Origin of the sequence: Microbacterium sediminis, assembly GCF_004564075.1 — a bacterium.
Taxonomy (GTDB): domain Bacteria; phylum Actinomycetota; class Actinomycetes; order Actinomycetales; family Microbacteriaceae; genus Microbacterium; species Microbacterium sediminis.
Genome location: NZ_CP038256.1, coordinates 2,208,456 through 2,222,376, shown reverse-complemented (window position 1 = coordinate 2,222,376; position 13,921 = coordinate 2,208,456). Strand labels below are relative to the sequence as shown.

At 72.1% G+C, this 13,921-nt stretch carries 14 protein-coding genes; 4 read left to right on the top strand and 10 right to left on the bottom strand.

Annotated elements, in window-relative coordinates; genetic code table 11:
* Window positions 1–285: 285 nt before the first annotated feature.
* From E3O41_RS10600 to E3O41_RS10575, 6 genes are read right to left on the bottom strand one after another with little or no spacing between them, the layout of a single operon-like run.
* On the bottom strand, window positions 286–999 hold the full coding sequence (locus E3O41_RS10600) for a ComEA family DNA-binding protein (RefSeq protein ID WP_083991039.1): 714 nt from the start codon (window positions 997–999) through the stop codon (window positions 286–288).
* On the bottom strand, window positions 999–1,484 hold the full coding sequence (locus tag E3O41_RS10595; protein ID WP_067027753.1) for a hypothetical protein: 486 nt from the start codon (window positions 1,482–1,484) through the stop codon (window positions 999–1,001). The genes E3O41_RS10600 and E3O41_RS10595 overlap by 1 nt, the downstream gene beginning before the upstream one ends.
* Entirely contained in the window at window positions 1,481–2,215 is a 735-nt protein-coding gene (locus E3O41_RS10590) for a 4Fe-4S single cluster domain-containing protein (protein WP_067027755.1), read from the bottom strand. The genes E3O41_RS10595 and E3O41_RS10590 overlap by 4 nt, the downstream gene beginning before the upstream one ends.
* The gene (locus tag E3O41_RS10585) at window positions 2,212–2,427 is read right to left on the bottom strand and encodes a DUF2997 domain-containing protein (RefSeq protein ID WP_067027757.1); all 216 of its coding nucleotides are present in this window, start codon (window positions 2,425–2,427) and stop codon (window positions 2,212–2,214) included. Before E3O41_RS10585 ends, E3O41_RS10590 begins: the two co-directional genes overlap by 4 nt.
* A gap of 43 nt (window positions 2,428–2,470) precedes the next feature.
* Entirely contained in the window at window positions 2,471–4,090 is a 1,620-nt protein-coding gene (locus tag E3O41_RS10580; protein ID WP_067027759.1) for an AAA family ATPase, read from the bottom strand.
* 2 nt (window positions 4,091–4,092) lie between these two features.
* A complete protein-coding gene (locus E3O41_RS10575) occupies window positions 4,093–4,938 on the bottom strand; it encodes a hypothetical protein (protein ID WP_135012377.1) in 846 nt (281 codons plus the stop codon).
* 223 nt (window positions 4,939–5,161) lie between these two features.
* On the opposite strand from E3O41_RS10575, the gene E3O41_RS10570 reads away from it, so the two are divergent.
* Genes E3O41_RS10570 through E3O41_RS10560 form a run of 3 tightly spaced genes read left to right on the top strand, consistent with a single transcriptional unit; the run spans window position 5,162 to window position 8,662 of the window.
* Window positions 5,162–6,421, top strand: coding sequence for an ABC transporter substrate-binding protein (locus E3O41_RS10570; RefSeq protein ID WP_244927245.1), 1,260 nt, complete (start codon window positions 5,162–5,164; stop codon window positions 6,419–6,421).
* A gap of 7 nt (window positions 6,422–6,428) precedes the next feature.
* On the top strand, window positions 6,429–7,778 hold the full coding sequence (locus E3O41_RS10565; RefSeq protein ID WP_067027763.1) for an ABC transporter permease: 1,350 nt from the start codon (window positions 6,429–6,431) through the stop codon (window positions 7,776–7,778).
* Window positions 7,775–8,662, top strand: a complete 888-nt coding sequence (locus E3O41_RS10560; protein WP_067027765.1) for a carbohydrate ABC transporter permease — start codon at window positions 7,775–7,777, stop codon at window positions 8,660–8,662. The genes E3O41_RS10565 and E3O41_RS10560 overlap by 4 nt, the downstream gene beginning before the upstream one ends.
* Window positions 8,663–8,666: 4 nt before the next feature.
* On the opposite strand, the gene E3O41_RS10555 is transcribed toward E3O41_RS10560, so the two are convergent.
* Both E3O41_RS10555 and E3O41_RS10550 read right to left on the bottom strand, forming a co-directional pair.
* Window positions 8,667–9,338, bottom strand: a complete 672-nt coding sequence (locus E3O41_RS10555) for a DUF305 domain-containing protein (RefSeq protein ID WP_135012375.1) — start codon at window positions 9,336–9,338, stop codon at window positions 8,667–8,669.
* A 3-nt stretch (window positions 9,339–9,341) separates the two neighbouring features.
* Window positions 9,342–10,046 (bottom strand): thioredoxin-like domain-containing protein, encoded by a 705-nt coding sequence (locus E3O41_RS10550; protein WP_067027768.1) that lies wholly within the window; start codon window positions 10,044–10,046, stop codon window positions 9,342–9,344.
* A gap of 79 nt (window positions 10,047–10,125) precedes the next feature.
* On the opposite strand from E3O41_RS10550, the gene E3O41_RS10545 reads away from it, so the two are divergent.
* Window positions 10,126–10,761 (top strand): phosphatase PAP2 family protein, encoded by a 636-nt coding sequence (locus E3O41_RS10545; RefSeq protein ID WP_067027771.1) that lies wholly within the window; start codon window positions 10,126–10,128, stop codon window positions 10,759–10,761.
* A gap of 4 nt (window positions 10,762–10,765) precedes the next feature.
* Here the strand turns inward: E3O41_RS10545 and E3O41_RS10540 are convergent, their stop codons facing one another.
* Both E3O41_RS10540 and E3O41_RS14505 read right to left on the bottom strand, forming a co-directional pair.
* On the bottom strand, window positions 10,766–11,743 hold the full coding sequence (locus E3O41_RS10540; protein ID WP_067027773.1) for a malate dehydrogenase: 978 nt from the start codon (window positions 11,741–11,743) through the stop codon (window positions 10,766–10,768).
* A 41-nt stretch (window positions 11,744–11,784) separates the two neighbouring features.
* Window positions 11,785–13,731 (bottom strand): sigma-70 family RNA polymerase sigma factor, encoded by a 1,947-nt coding sequence (locus E3O41_RS14505; RefSeq protein ID WP_162303971.1) that lies wholly within the window; start codon window positions 13,729–13,731, stop codon window positions 11,785–11,787.
* Window positions 13,732–13,921: the final 190 nt, after the last annotated feature.

Here is a 13,921-nt window from a genome sequence, read left to right as displayed (position 1 = left end):
CCCGGGTTGTCCCGGGGCCTTCGTCCGTTTCCGGCCCGCGTGATCCCGTCCCGCCGCCGCCGAGACAGCAAGTCCGCGCCGAGACAGCAAGTCCGCGCCGAGACCGCATGTTTGCGCCGAGACCGCGTCCCAACGTCGCCTTCTCGGCGCAAACATGCAGTCTCGCGGAAACCGGCCGGGCTCAACCCCGGACGCGGAAACCGGCCGAGCGCAACCCGGGCGCGGAAACCGGCCGAGCGCAACCCGGGCGCGGAAACCGGGCGGGCGCAGCCCCGGACCGGCGCGTCAGAGGTCGACGCGGCGGCCGAAGCGCCGCGGGGCGCGGGGCCGCGGGGAGCAGACGGCCTCGCGCCGCAGCCGCGCCAGCTCGTGCGGCTGCAGCCCCGCCGCGCGCGCGAAGTCGTCGAGCGAGGCGAAGCCGCCGCGCCGCGTGCGCTCCGTGAGCAGCGCGTCCGCCGCCTTGCGGTCCACCCGCAGCAGCCGGCGCAGCTGCGCGCGCGAGGCGGTGTTCACGTCGATCGGGTCGGCCACCGGCTCCGGGGCGGGCGGGTCGTCGGCGAGCAGTCGCGATCGGGTCGAGGCGGCGGCGTCGGCCAGCTCGCGCGCCTCCTGCGGGACGGGCTCGGCCCGGCGACGCCGCACCGGGGCGGCTTCCCGCGCGGGCGCCGCGGCGCGCGCGGGTGCGGGGCTCGCCGCCGGGATCGCGCCGAGCGCACGAGGGTAGATCACGAGGGCGTGGACGATCGCCGCCAGCCAGACGCCGGTGTGGATCAGCAGCGCGATCACGCCGGGCAGATTGCCGAACGCGCCCTGCGCCACGAGGCCGACGATGAGGTATACAACGCCCATCACGGCGTGCCGCCAGGAGCGCGGCTCGCGGGCGCCGATCTGGACCCACGCGGCGATGAACCCGAGCAGCACCAGGAAGGCGACATCGGGGCCGGCGAGGACCGGCAGGACCCACAGGCTGCGCAGGACGACGGACAGGATCGGGTTCATCACGTCCCCGTGCCGACCGACAGGGTCAGGGTGACCGTGTCGCCGTCGCGATGCTCGTCGGCCAGGGTGAAGCCCGTCGTCTCGGCGCGCTCGCGGATGCGCTGCACCACGGCCGCCTGCACGCGCAGCGCGTAGGCGGCGTCGAGGCGCGTGATCGCGTCCTCGCCGATGCGCCGCAGCTCGTCGTCGCCGAGCTCGCCCGTGAGGTGTGCCTGCCAGATCTCGTCCTCCCCGCGCGTGAGCGTGAGGCGCGCGTCGCCGAGAGTGGCGGTGACCTCGTCGCCGGCCTCGATCCCCGTGGCGCCGATGTCGGCCAGCGCGGCCTCCAGCAGCGTGCGGTCCTTCATGCGCGTGCGCACGGTGACCGCCGTGCTCTCCTCCGTGCGCGCGTCGTTGCCGCCGCGGACGGCGGCCGCGATCGTGCCGCCGCCGAAGACCGAGGCGGCGGCGAGAGCGAGGGGCAGCAGCGAGATCGTCACGCTCATGGACGGGCCTTTCGCGGGGGAGCGGATGCGGCGGTGTGGGAGGGGGCGTCGCGGCGCACGCCGAGATCGCCGAGCAGGGAGCGCAGGGCCTCGTCGTCGGCCCAGCCGTTGACCTCGATCGAGCCGTCGGCCGCCACGCGGACCTCGAGGCGATCGCGATCGCCCTCCCCGGCCTCGATGGCGGCGATCTCGCGGCGGTAGGCGTCGGTCAGGGCGTGCAGTCCCTGGTTGGTCGAGCCGATCCACGGACGGCGCGTGTCGGGCCGGTCGCGGAGGTAGGGCCCGTCCGCGAGCAGATCGGTGGCGGCGAGCAGGCGCGCGATGTCGGGGCGATCGCCCTCCCACGCCCGCAGCTGGTCGAGCCGGTAGCCGGTGAACGTCATCACGGTCAGCCCCCGCGCGCGGAACGCCTCCGCGATGCTCGCCGCGGCGCCGGCCTGGTCGAACGGCTCGCCGCCGAGCAGCGTCAGGCCCTCGGAGCCCGCGGCGCGCGCCTCCTCGGCGAACCGGAGCCCCGCCTCGGCGGCCGACTCCAGGCGCGCTCCCCGGTGGGCCCACAGCTGCGGGTTGAAGCAGCCGGGGCAGCGCACGTCGCAGCCCTGCAGCCACAGCGCGGCGCGCTGGCCCGGGCCCTCGGCGCGGGTGCGCGGCAGGTAGCGCGACCCGCGCCGCGCGGCGGCGTCGCGCGGCGCGGGCGGCGCGGTCGGCGGCGACCAGACGGCGAGCGTCATGCGCCCTCGTCGCGGACTGTGCGGGCGGCCTGCGTCGTCTCGGCGGACGCGCGATCGGAGTCGGCGGTGTAGGCGGACGAGGCGGTCTGCGCGTCGAGCAGGTCCTCGAGCGCGTCGAAGTACTCGAGGCACTCGTCGCCGTACATGCCGACGGTCTCGGCATCGATCGTGCCGTCGGCGTGCACGCGCACGATCAGCTGCTTCTCGGTCACCTCGGGTCCCTCCGGTCTGTCGGCGCAGGCATCGCGGCCCTCCTCAGAAGTCCACCGTACGGCCGCCGCGGCTCGTCGTGACGGGGCCAGGCGAGGCGGCGTCGGCCACGGGCGGCTGCTCGACGGGCGTGAGATCCTCGGCCGCCGTCGCCCGCACCGCCCGGACGGTCGCCCAGTCGCGGATCGCCTGCACGTCCTCAGCCTGCGTCACCGCCAGCGGCACCATGGTGGTGATCGCGTGCTCGAGGTCGTCGACGTGGATCGGCCGGTCCTCGGCGAAGGCCTCGTACAGGCCGCCGATCACGGCCTGCTCGATCTCGCTTCCCGTGTAGTTCTCGCTCAACGCGGCCAGGCGCTCGATCGCGGCGGCGTCGGCGGCGATCTCGCTCAGGCCGTTGCCCTCGGTCGCGAAGGAGCGCAGCTGGATCTCCCAGATCTTGAGCCGCTCGGCGTGGCTGGCGAGGTCGACGAAGAAGATCTCGTCGAAGCGGCCCTTGCGCATGAACTCCGGCGGCAGCTGATCGATGTTGTTGGCCGTGGCCACCACGAACACGGGCCGCGTCTTCTCCTGCAGCCAGGTGAGGAAGTAGCCGAACACGCGCGCCGAGGTGCCCGAGTCGGTCGATCCCGAGACGCCCGAGAAGCCCTTCTCGATCTCGTCGACCCACAGGATGCAGGGCGCCACCGCCTCGGCCGTGGCGATCGCGGTGCGCAGGTTCTGCTCGCTGGATCCCACCAGGCCCGAGAAGATGCGACCCACGTCGAGGCGCAGCAGCGGCAGCCCCCACGAGGCGGCGGTCGCCTTGGCGGTGAGCGACTTGCCCGAACCGGGCACGCCCGTGATCAGCACGCCCTTGGGCGAGGGGATGCCGAACTCTCGGGCGCGGTGCAGCCACGAGCCGTTGCGGCGGCTGAGCCAGCGCTTGAGGTTGCCGAGGCCGCCGACGTCGTCGAGGTCGAGGGTCGAATCGATGAAGTCGAGCAGGCCCGACTTGCGCACCGCCTGGCGCTTCTCGTCGTGGATCACGGCGACGTCCTCGGCCGTGAGCTTGCGATCCTCGACCATGGCGCGCGCGAACGCGTTCTCGGCCTCGTGCATCGTCAGGCCGAGCGCCGCATGCACGAGCTGCTCGCGCTCGTCCTCGTCGGCCGTGGCGCTGAGCCGCTCGTTCGCGGCGATCATGTCGTCGAGCATCGCCCGCAGCTCGTCGGCCGTAGGCAGCGGGAACTCCACGAGCGTCGCGAGCGTGTCGATCTCGGGCGGCAGCACACGCACCGGCGCCGTGATGACGATCATCCGCGCGTTCTCGCCGTGGCGGAACTCCACCGCGGCCTCTCGCACCTTGCGGATGATGGCCGGATCGCCCGGCCGCCCCTCGGCGCCGAAGTACAGGTGCAGGTCGTGGAAGACGTAGACCCCGGCGTCGGGATTGGTCATGGCGTGATCGAGCGCGCGCACCGCGCCCGTCGTGCCCTCGACGGGACCCTCCACGGGATGGACGAGGCCGGTCGCCGAACTCCACGTCCACACCGGCCGCGGGGTGCGCTGCCGGTCCACGATCTCGGTCAGCACGCCGACCGCCCGCACCTCCTCGCTGGTCTCGAGGTAGAGCATCGGCAGTCGTGCCTTGACGGCCTGATCGAACGTGACGGAGAAGTCCATGCTCATTCCTCGCTCTCGGCCGGCGCCGAGGTGTCGGTCGGGGACGGGGTGGGGGAGCCGGTGCTCGAGGGCGTGGGCGCCGGCTCGGGCTCGTGGATGGTGATGGTCCAGGGGTCGCCGTCGGACTCGACCACGATGGCGACGGCGGAGCCCGCCGACCACGTCAGTCCCTCGTCCACGATGCCGTGGTCGATGATCGGGTAGTCGTAGTCGTCTTCCTCCTGATAGAGCAGCACGTAGAAGGAGCCCTCGCCCTCGTGCTGCGCGCGCGCCGAGAGCCCCTCGCCCTCGTACAGGAGGATCTCGTCGCCCTGCCCCGTGTTGGCGCCGCCCACCGCGGGGGTGTACTCGGCCGGTCCGAACGTGGTGGTCCAGGCCTCGTCGGCGTCGAACCAGATCTCGACGTCGCCCTCGCCGGGGAAGAAGACGGTCGGGCGGTCGCCGTCGAGCCAGCCGAGGCTGAGCAGATCTGTGTACTCCACGTCGCCGGATCCCACGGCGTAGGGCGCGGTCATGTCGACATCGACATACGGTGTCCGCTCGCCCCCGAACGATCCGATCTCGAGCAGGCGGCCCTCGGGTACCTCGGCGGCCGGGATGCGCAGCACCGAGCCGCCGGCGGGGCCGGAGAGCACGCCGTCCTCGAGCACCGCCTCGGCGGGGTTCGCCTGCTCCCAGGGGTTCTCGCCGCCCCCGCCGATGCCCAGGGCGCCGTAGTCGCCCACGGTGAGGCGGCCCACACCGTTCATGATGACGAAGGCCCCGACGATGCCGCCGACGATGCGCACGATCATCGTGGCGCGGCGCGCAAGGGCGTCCGCGCGCGCAGGCAGCGCCGGCTCGCTCATGCCAACGATCCTATTCATCGGGCGCGCTCGCGCCCGTCGGTCGCACGCGGGTCACGGTTGTGTCAAGACGTTGAAACCCCACGAGTGCCCGGCGTAGGGTGACGGCAGTCGCCCGGTGTCGAAGCCGTCGCCGGGCGAAGCCGAGAGCACACCGAAGTCTCATGGGGGCGTGATGAATGCGGATCGCAGGCGCAAGGCCATCGTCGTTTCGGCAGTGGGAGTCGTGGGACTCACGCTGGCCGGCTGCTCGGGCGGCAACGGCGGTGGCGGCGGTTCCGACATCGAGGGCGATTTCTCCGGCGAGGAGCTGACGGTCGTCGCGGCCTGGTCGGGCGCCGAGCAGGAGAACTTCGAGGCGGTCCTCGACGAGTTCGAGGCGCAGACCGGCGCGACCGTCCGGTACACGAGCTTCGGCGACAACGGTCCCACCTACATCCAGGGTCAGCTCGAGGGCGGCGACCCGCCCAGCGTCGCGATCGTCGGCCAGCCCGCGCTCATGCAGGAGCTCGCCACCAATGGCGACATCGTGCCGCTCAGCGACGAGGCGCTCGGCGTGGTCGAGGAGAACTACTCGCAGGACTGGATCGATCTGGCCACGGTCGACGGCGAGACGTACGGCGTCTGGTTCAAGGCCGCCAACAAGTCGACCGTCTGGTACAACGCCGACATCTACGACGAGGCGGGGGCGACCGAGCCCGAGGACTGGGACGACTTCCTCGAGCAGCTGCAGATCGTCACCGACGCGGGCTACGCGGGCATCTCGGTCGGCGCCGACGTGGGCTGGCCGCTCACCGACTGGTTCGAGAACGTCTACCTGCGCGTGGCCGGCGGCGAGAAGTACGACCAGCTGACCAACCACGAGATCCCGTGGACCGACCCGTCGGTGCAGGAGACCCTCGAGGTGCTCGCCGAGCTCTGGGGCAGCGACCTCGTGCAGTCCGGCGGCGACCAGCGCGACTTCCCGACCAGCGTGACCGAGGTCTTCGGCGCCGAGCCCAACGCGGGAACGGTGTTCGAGGGCGACTTCGTGGCCGGCAACATCACGGCCGACGGCAACTCGGTGGTCGGCGAGAACGCGCTGTTCTACGACTTCCCGTCGATCAACGGCTCGGAGCCCTCGGTCGTGGGCGGTGGCGACGTCGCCGTCGCGTTCAGCGACGATCCCGCCGTCGACGCGCTCATGCAGTTCCTGGCGAGCCCCGAGGCGGCCGAGATCTGGGTGCCCAACGGCGGCCTCACCTCGCCGAACCAGAGCGTCGACACGTCGCTGTACCCGGACGACGTCTCGCGCCAGATCGCCGAGGCGCTCACGTCGGCCGAGACGTTCCGCTTCGACATGAGCGACCTCACCCCGAGCGCCTTCGGCGGCACGCAGGGCCAGGGCTTCTGGCAGGAGATGATCCGGTTCTACCAGGACCCGACGGACATCCAGGGCACGATGGAGGCCCTCGAGGCGGCCGCGGCGTCGGCATACACGGACTGAGCGGGCTGTGACAGCCGTCGCCGCGGCGCCGACCGCGCCCGCTCCGGAGCACGCTCCGGAGCGGGGCGGCTGGCGCCGGTTCGTCATCACCGCAGCCTTCCTCTCGCCCGCGCTGGTCTTCCTCGGCGCGTTCGTCGTGTACCCGATCGTGTACACGGTCATCCGGTCGCTCTTCGACCGCCGAGGCCAGAGCTTCGTGGGGTTCGAGAACTACGTGACGATGTTCACGAACGACACCACGTTCACCGCGATCCGCAACAACGTGATCTGGGTGATCGTGGCCCCCGCCGCGTGCACGATCCTGGGGCTGATCTTCGCCGTGCTGATCGAGCGGCTGGCGTGGAAGACGGCGTTCCGGCTCATCATCTTCATGCCCATGGCGATCTCGATGCTCGCCGCGGGCGTGATCTTCCGCGGACTGTTCCAGGAGAACCCCAACCTCGGCGCCGTCAACGCCGCGATCGTGGCGGCGCAGGGATGGTTCGGCGACGCCGCCAACTACCCGGGCGCGGGACCGCGCGAGGGCACGGGGATCGTCGCCGATCGCGGCATCATCTCCTCGGAGGAGGCGGTGCAGCCGGGATCGATCCAGAACTTCGCGCTCACCGGCATCCGCCAGAGCAACCTCCCCGAGGAGGCGACCGACGCGGTGGCGGTCGACTCCGCCGGCAGCGGCGAGATCGCCGGCACGGTGTTCCTCGACGTCATCCGCGGCGGCGGCGGCACCAACGGCGAGATCGAGGAGGGCAAGAGCGGCCTGCCGGGCGTGCGCGTCGACGCGGTCGCCCCGGACGGCTCGATCGCCGGCTTCGCCACCACCGGCGCCGGCGGCGAGTACACGATCACGGGCCTGAGCGAGGGCGAGAGCTACACCGTCGCGCTACCGGCGTCGAACTTCGACGAGGGCGGGCAGGGCGTCTCGTGGCTGTCGGCGTCGTTCATCAACGCCGTCGTGATCCTGTCGTACATCTGGATCTGGGCGGGCTTCGCGATGGTGATGATCGCCTCGGGCCTGTCGGCCATGGACCGCTCGCTGCAGGAGGCCGCCCGCATGGACGGCGCCAGCGAGTGGAAGGTGTTCACCAAGATCACCGCCCCGTTGCTCGCCCCCGTGCTCATCGTCGTGTTCGTGACCCTCATCATCAACGTGCTGAAGATCTTCGACCTCGTCTACGTCATCCCACCCGGCGCCTCGAAACCGGCGGCCAATGTGATCGCCGTCGAGATGTGGACGCAGTCGTTCGGCGGCGGCAACAACCAGGGCCTCGGCTCGGCGCTGGCGATCCTGCTGCTCGTGCTCGTGCTGCCCTCGATGATCATGAACGTGCGGCGCTTCCGGCAGGAGAAGGCGCGATGACCTCGGCACAGGCGCTCGGGCTCGTCACCAAGAAGAAGACGCTCGCCCAGCGGATCCTCGACGGTCTCGGCAGCACCGTCATCAACATCGTGCTGCTGATCGTGGCGCTGTTCTGGCTCGTGCCGAGCATCGGCCTGTTCCTGACCTCGCTGCGCACGGCGGGCGACAACGCCGAGTCCGGCTGGTGGACGATCTTCACCAAGCCGGCCGAGATCACGATCCAGAACTACGCCAACCTGCTGCAGAACCCCGACATCACCGGGTCGATCTGGAACACCATCGTCATCTCGGTGCCCACGACGATCCTCGTCGTGCTCATCGGGTCGCTCGCCGGCTACGCGTTCGCGTGGATGCAGTTCCCCGGGCGCGACTGGCTGCTCATCGTCGTGATCGTGCTGCTCGCCGTGCCGATCCAGGTGGCGATCATCCCGCTCGCGCAGATGTTCGGCGTGCTCGGGATCTTCGGCAGCGTGATCGGCGTCATCCTCTTCCACACGGCGTTCGGCCTGCCGTTCGCGATCTTCCTGCTGCGCAACTTCTTCACCGAGGTGCCCGGCGAGCTGATCGAGGCGGCGCGGATCGACGGCGCGGGGGAGTGGCGGATCTTCTTCACGGTGATGCTGCCGCTGGCGATGCCGGCGGTCGCGTCTCTGGCGATCTTCCAGTTCCTGTGGACGTGGAACGACATGCTCGTGGCGCTGATCTTCACGAACTCCGAGTCGATGCCGCTGACGGTGGCGATCCAGTCGCAGCTGCGGCAGTTCGGCTCGAACATCGACGTGCTCTCCGCGGGCGCGTTCCTGTCGATGATCGTGCCGCTGATCGTGTTCTTCGCCTTCCAGCGCTACTTCGTGCAGGCGATGCTCGCCGGCTCGCAGAAGTAGGGGATCAGCCGCAGCCGAGGCGGGCCTGCGCCGACTGCAGCACCTCGATCTCGCGCTGCTGGGTGTCGGCCATCGCCTCGGCGGTCTGCAGTACGCGCGGGATGCTGCCGAGGTCGCGCTCGGCGGCGACCATCTCGAGCGCGCCGGTGTGGTGCTCGATCATCAGGTCGGTGAAGAGGCAATCGCCCGCCGTGGTGCCGGCCAACTCCTGCAGCTGCGCGAGCTCCTCGTCGGTGGCCATGCCCATCGCCTCGCGCAGCTCGTCCTCGGTGGCGTCCGACGTGACGGCGCCGCCGTGGTCGTGCTCGGTGCCCTGCATCCAGGCCATGAGCGGCTCCGACCCGCGCTGCGGCAGGCCCCACTCCACGAGCCACGCGTACATCTCGCCGCTCTGCGCCTGCTGGCCGGTGGCGATGTCGTAGGCGACGACGCGCAGCTCGTCGTCCTGCGTGGCGCGGTACTCGATCATCGCCATCTCGACGGCCTGCGCGTGATGCACCTGCATGTCGCGCGCGAAGCCGATGTCGGCGCGGTTGGGGGCGGCCACCGTGTCGAAGGCCGAGAACCGCCCGGCGGCGAACGCGCCGCCCGCGACGAGGACGAGCACGAAGACGATCAGCGGCCAGGAGCGGCGAGGGCGCGCGCCCTCGCGCTCGGCGACGTCCTCGCCCGACATCGGTTACGCCTTGCCGGGGCCGTCGTACGCGCCGGAGCAGGCCGAGCCGGGCTCCGGGACGTTCTCGCTGCGCCAGTACTCCTCGAAGAACTCGCCCAGGCGCGGGTCGTCGGCGGAGTCGACCTTCAGCTGCGCGTTCCAGGCCTGGATCGAGATCGGGCTGTCCATGCCCTCGTACGGCGAGAGGATCGCGTAGGTGCGGGGCGTGATCGCCTCGAGGCGGGCGATGTCGTCGTCGCTGACCTGCGCGGGGTCGTAGGTGAGCCAGACGGCGCCGTGCTCCATCGAGTGCGTGGCGTACTCGTCCTCCTGCGGCTCGGTGTAGATGCCGCAGTTGAGCCAGTACGGGTAGTGCTCGCCACCGGCCGACGGGGTCTGCGCGTAGTCGACCTCGGTGCCGATCTCGACGTGCGTGGTGTCGTTCTCGAAGGTCTCGACGCCCTCGATCGCGGAGCCGTCACCGCCCGCCGTGTACTCGGCGTACTGCGGTGCGAAGACGTACGACACGACGATCGCGGCCACGACGGCGAGGACGGCGGCGGAGCCCACGGCCCACCACACGAGCTTGCCGCGCTGGCGCTTCTTGAGCTGTGCCTGGTACTCGGCGAGCTTCGCCTGGCGGTTGGCCTCGCGCTGCTGCTTGACGGTCAGCTGCTGCTCCGCCGCGCGCGCCGGGTTCCCGCTGGTGCCCTTGCCGTTCTTCGCCATTCATTCAGATTAATGGGAATGCAGGTAACGGGAGCCTGGGAGCGGGGCGGCCCGGGCTGGGAATCGGCAGGATAGGCGCATGGACGACGACGACCGCGGCGCGCGCCACCCGGCGCGGTGGGGGACCGCCGCGCTCGTGGCCGCGGCCGGCCTCGGGGTGCTCATCCGGATCGTCGCCGGCGACGGGCCGCTGGCCGTCGACGCGTGGTGGCGGCAGGTGGTGGCCGAGCTCCCGGAGCCGCTGCGCGGCGCCTCGCTGGTGCTCGACGCGATCGGCGGCGGCATCCTCGCGCATTTCTGGATCCCGCTCGGGCTGATCGTGGTGCTGCTCCTGCTGCGTCGGCAGCGCGACGCGCTCGTCTACGCGGCGGCGGCGCTCGCGAGCACGGGGCTGGTGCAGGCGGGCAAGGCGGTCTTCGCCCGCGCGCGGCCGGACGACATCGTCATCGACATCGCGTCGTTCGCCTACCCGTCGGGCCACGCGGCGTTCGCGGCGACGATCGCGACCGCCCTGTGGGTCGCGTTCCCACGGTGGGGGACCGCCGCGATCGGCGCCGTGGCGACGCTCGCCATGGCGTTCTCGCGCACGCACCTCTCGGCGCACTGGCTGACCGACACGATCGGCGGGGCGCTCGTGGGCGTCGGTGCGGTGCTCGTCGTGAGCGCGATCGTCGAGCGGATCGACCGCGCGGGGCGTCGCCTGCCGGGCGGCTGAGGCCTCAGACGAGGCCGAGCGCCCGCACCTGCTCCGCCTCGGCGGCCAGCTCGGCCGCGGACGCATCGATCCGCGCGCGCGAGAAGTCGTCGATCTCCAGGCCGGGGACGATCGCCCAGTCGCCGTCGCGGGTGGTCACCGGGAACGAGCTGACGAGTCCCTCGGGCACGCCGTAGGAGCCGTCGGAGACCACGGCCATCGAGGTCCAGTCGCCCTCGGCCGTGCGGCCCAGCCAGTCCCGCGCGGCGTCGACGGTGGCGCTGGCCGCCGAGGCCGCGGACGACGACCCGCGCGCCTCGATGACGGCCGTGCCGCGGTTCGCGACGGTGGGGATGAAGTCGCGCTCGACCCACGCCGCGTCGCCCACGACCTCGAGGGCGGGGCGATCGCCGACGAGGGCGTGCGTGAGATCGGGGTACTGCGTGGCCGAGTGGTTGCCCCAGATCGCCACGCGCGAGATGTCCGACACCGCCGCGCCCGTCTTGGCGGCCAGCTGCGCCACGGCGCGGTTGTGGTCGAGGCGGGTGAGCGCGGCGAAGCGATCGCGGGGGATGTCGGGGGCGTGCGCGGCGGCGATGTACGCGTTGGTGTTGGCGGGGTTCCCCGTCGCGAGCACGCGCACGTCGTCGGCCGCGACCGCCCCGAGCGCCTCGCCCTGGGCGCGGAAGATGGCCCCGTTGGCCTCGAGCAGATCGCCGCGGGTCATGTCGGCGCCGCGCGGGCGGGCCCCGACGAGCAGCGCGAGGTCGACGCCGTCGAACAGCGCGCGCGGATCGTCACCGGTCTCGACGCCCGCCAGCAGGGGGAAGGCGCCGTCCTGCAGCTCCATCACCACGCCCTCGAGCGCCTTCAGCGCCGGGGTGATCTCGAGCAGTCGCAGCTCGATGGGCCGGTCGCCCAGGCCGCCGGCCGCGAGACGGAACAGGAGGCTGTAGCCGATCTGACCGGCAGCGCCGGTGACCGCGATCCGCAGGGGCGTCATGGCTCGACGCTATCGCGGGTGCGGCGCCGGTGGAATGGGGCTCAGCCGAGGAGGTCGCCGACGATCGGGATGTCCGGTCCGGGCTTCGGCTCGCCCGTGTTGATGTCGCCGAGCGTGTGCTGGAGCGTCGTGGTGCCGTCGGAGATCTCGACGAGGTCGTCGTCGGTCGACAGCGGCACGGACTCGCCGATCGTGAAGATCGCGACGCCGTCGCCGTCGGTGGTCAGCATCTGCATGTCGGTGCGGACGAGCTGGATGACGCCCAGGTCCAGCAGGCGGTCGAAGATCTTCAGCGTCACCTCGGTGCCTGGCTCGGCCGTGACGACGAAGATCATGTCGTCGCTGCCGTTGACGTTCGCCCACGACGAGCGCTCGAGGTCGAGGGCGAAGGGGATCGGGTCGGGCGTCGGCGTCGGCGTCGGCGTCGGCGTCGGCGTCGGGGTGGGAGTGGGAGTGGGCGTCGGCGTCGGCTCCGTCTCGGGACCCGGCGTCGGCTCGGGAACCGGGGTCGGCTGGGTCTCCGGCTGCTCCGGCTGCTCCGGCGTGAGCGTCGGCGTGGGAGTCGGTGTCGGCGTCGGCGTCGGGCTGGCGCTCTGCTCGGGCGCCGGCGCGGCGCTCGCCGTGGGTGCCGGTGCCGGCGTGGCGTCGGCCACCGGCTCGCTGGCGGGCTCGGGCTCGCTCGCCGGCGCGATCGGCTCGAGCGCGGGCGTGAGGACCGGGCTCGGTGTCGGCGTCGGGGTCGGCGTGGGGGTGGCGATGACCTTGCGCTCGGGCTGCTCGGGGAGCGCCGTCTCGGGGTCCTCGCCCTCGTGCGCGGCGAGCTGATCGTCGGGCTCGATGGCCGCGGCGGCCGGCGCGGCGTTCCCGCCGCCGGCGGCCGGGTCGCTGGCGGGCGTGCCGCCGAGGCCCGGGATCACCGTGGCGGCCACGACGGCGCCCGCGATGCCCAGCGCCGAGACGGCGCCCGCGACGATGCCGCCGATGGTCCAGGCCGATCCGTTCGACGATCCCGGCGTCGAACCGCTCGCGCCCGCGCCCGCGGCCACACCGGCCGCGCCGAGGAGCGCGCCGGCGCCCTCGGCCACCTGGCCGAACAGCTCCGGGCCGTAGCCGACCAGCTCGCCCGCCCCGGCGGCCGCGCCCTCGAGCACGCCCTGGGGCATGGCCATGAGGGCCATCGGAGCGGAGCCGCTCTGCTGCAGCGAGGCGAGGTAGCCGGCGGCGCCCGTGACGCCCACGGCGAGGGGGAGCAGCACGAGCACGAGGCGGCTGCCGACGTCGTGGGCCTCGGCGGCGACGATCGCGCAGCGGGCGCAGTCGGCGAGGTGCCGATCGACCTTGCCCTGATCGCGCGTGCCGAGGTTGCCGCGGGAGTGGGCGCCGAGGCGCTCGATCGTCCAGCGGCAGTCGGATCCCTCGCCCACCGCGGCGATGTGCGCCTGGATCCAGGCTTCGCGCAGGCCCTCGCGCGCGCGGAACGCGAGCTGCGAGACGGCCGACGACGTCATGCCCAGCAGCGGCGCGACCTCGGCCGGCTTCATCTGCTCGACCTCGGTGTACCAGAGCACCTCCTGCCAGCGGCTCGGAAGCGATCGGAAGGCGGTGGTCGTCAGGCTGCGGTCGAGCGCGGCGTCGACGGCATCCTCGCTCGTGGCGGGATCCTCGATCTCGGCGATCTCGTCGACCGCGGTCTCGCGGCGCGCACCGCCCCAGGCGGCGGCGGTGTTGCGGACGGCCGTGAACAGATAGGCGCGGAACGAGCCCGTGGGGCCCCCTCCGCGCCGGATCGCCTGGAAGATCTTCGCGTACGCCTCCTGCACGAGGTCGTCGGCGTCAAGGCTCGTGGTGATCGATCGGGCGGCGACGATCGCGGAGCCGTAGTGGCGTCGCCAGAGCTCGCCGAAGGCGTCGGCATCGCCCGACCTCGAGCGCAGCACGAGGTCGGCGTCCGCCGTCGTCTCGTTCGGGTCGATCTCGGGCTCACGCATAACCCTCCCATTCTGGTCGCGTCGCGGTGCCGAGCGCCAGTTCTGGGCCGATTTCGGAGCGGTTTTCCGGCCCAGAGCAGCCGAGAACGAGAATCTTCGGATTTTTTCGAGAAGTCGCGTCATGAAAGGCCCCCGCGCCGGTCTCATCCGGTGAGAGAGGCGTGCGCCGAGAGCCCAGCGGGGGTTGGGG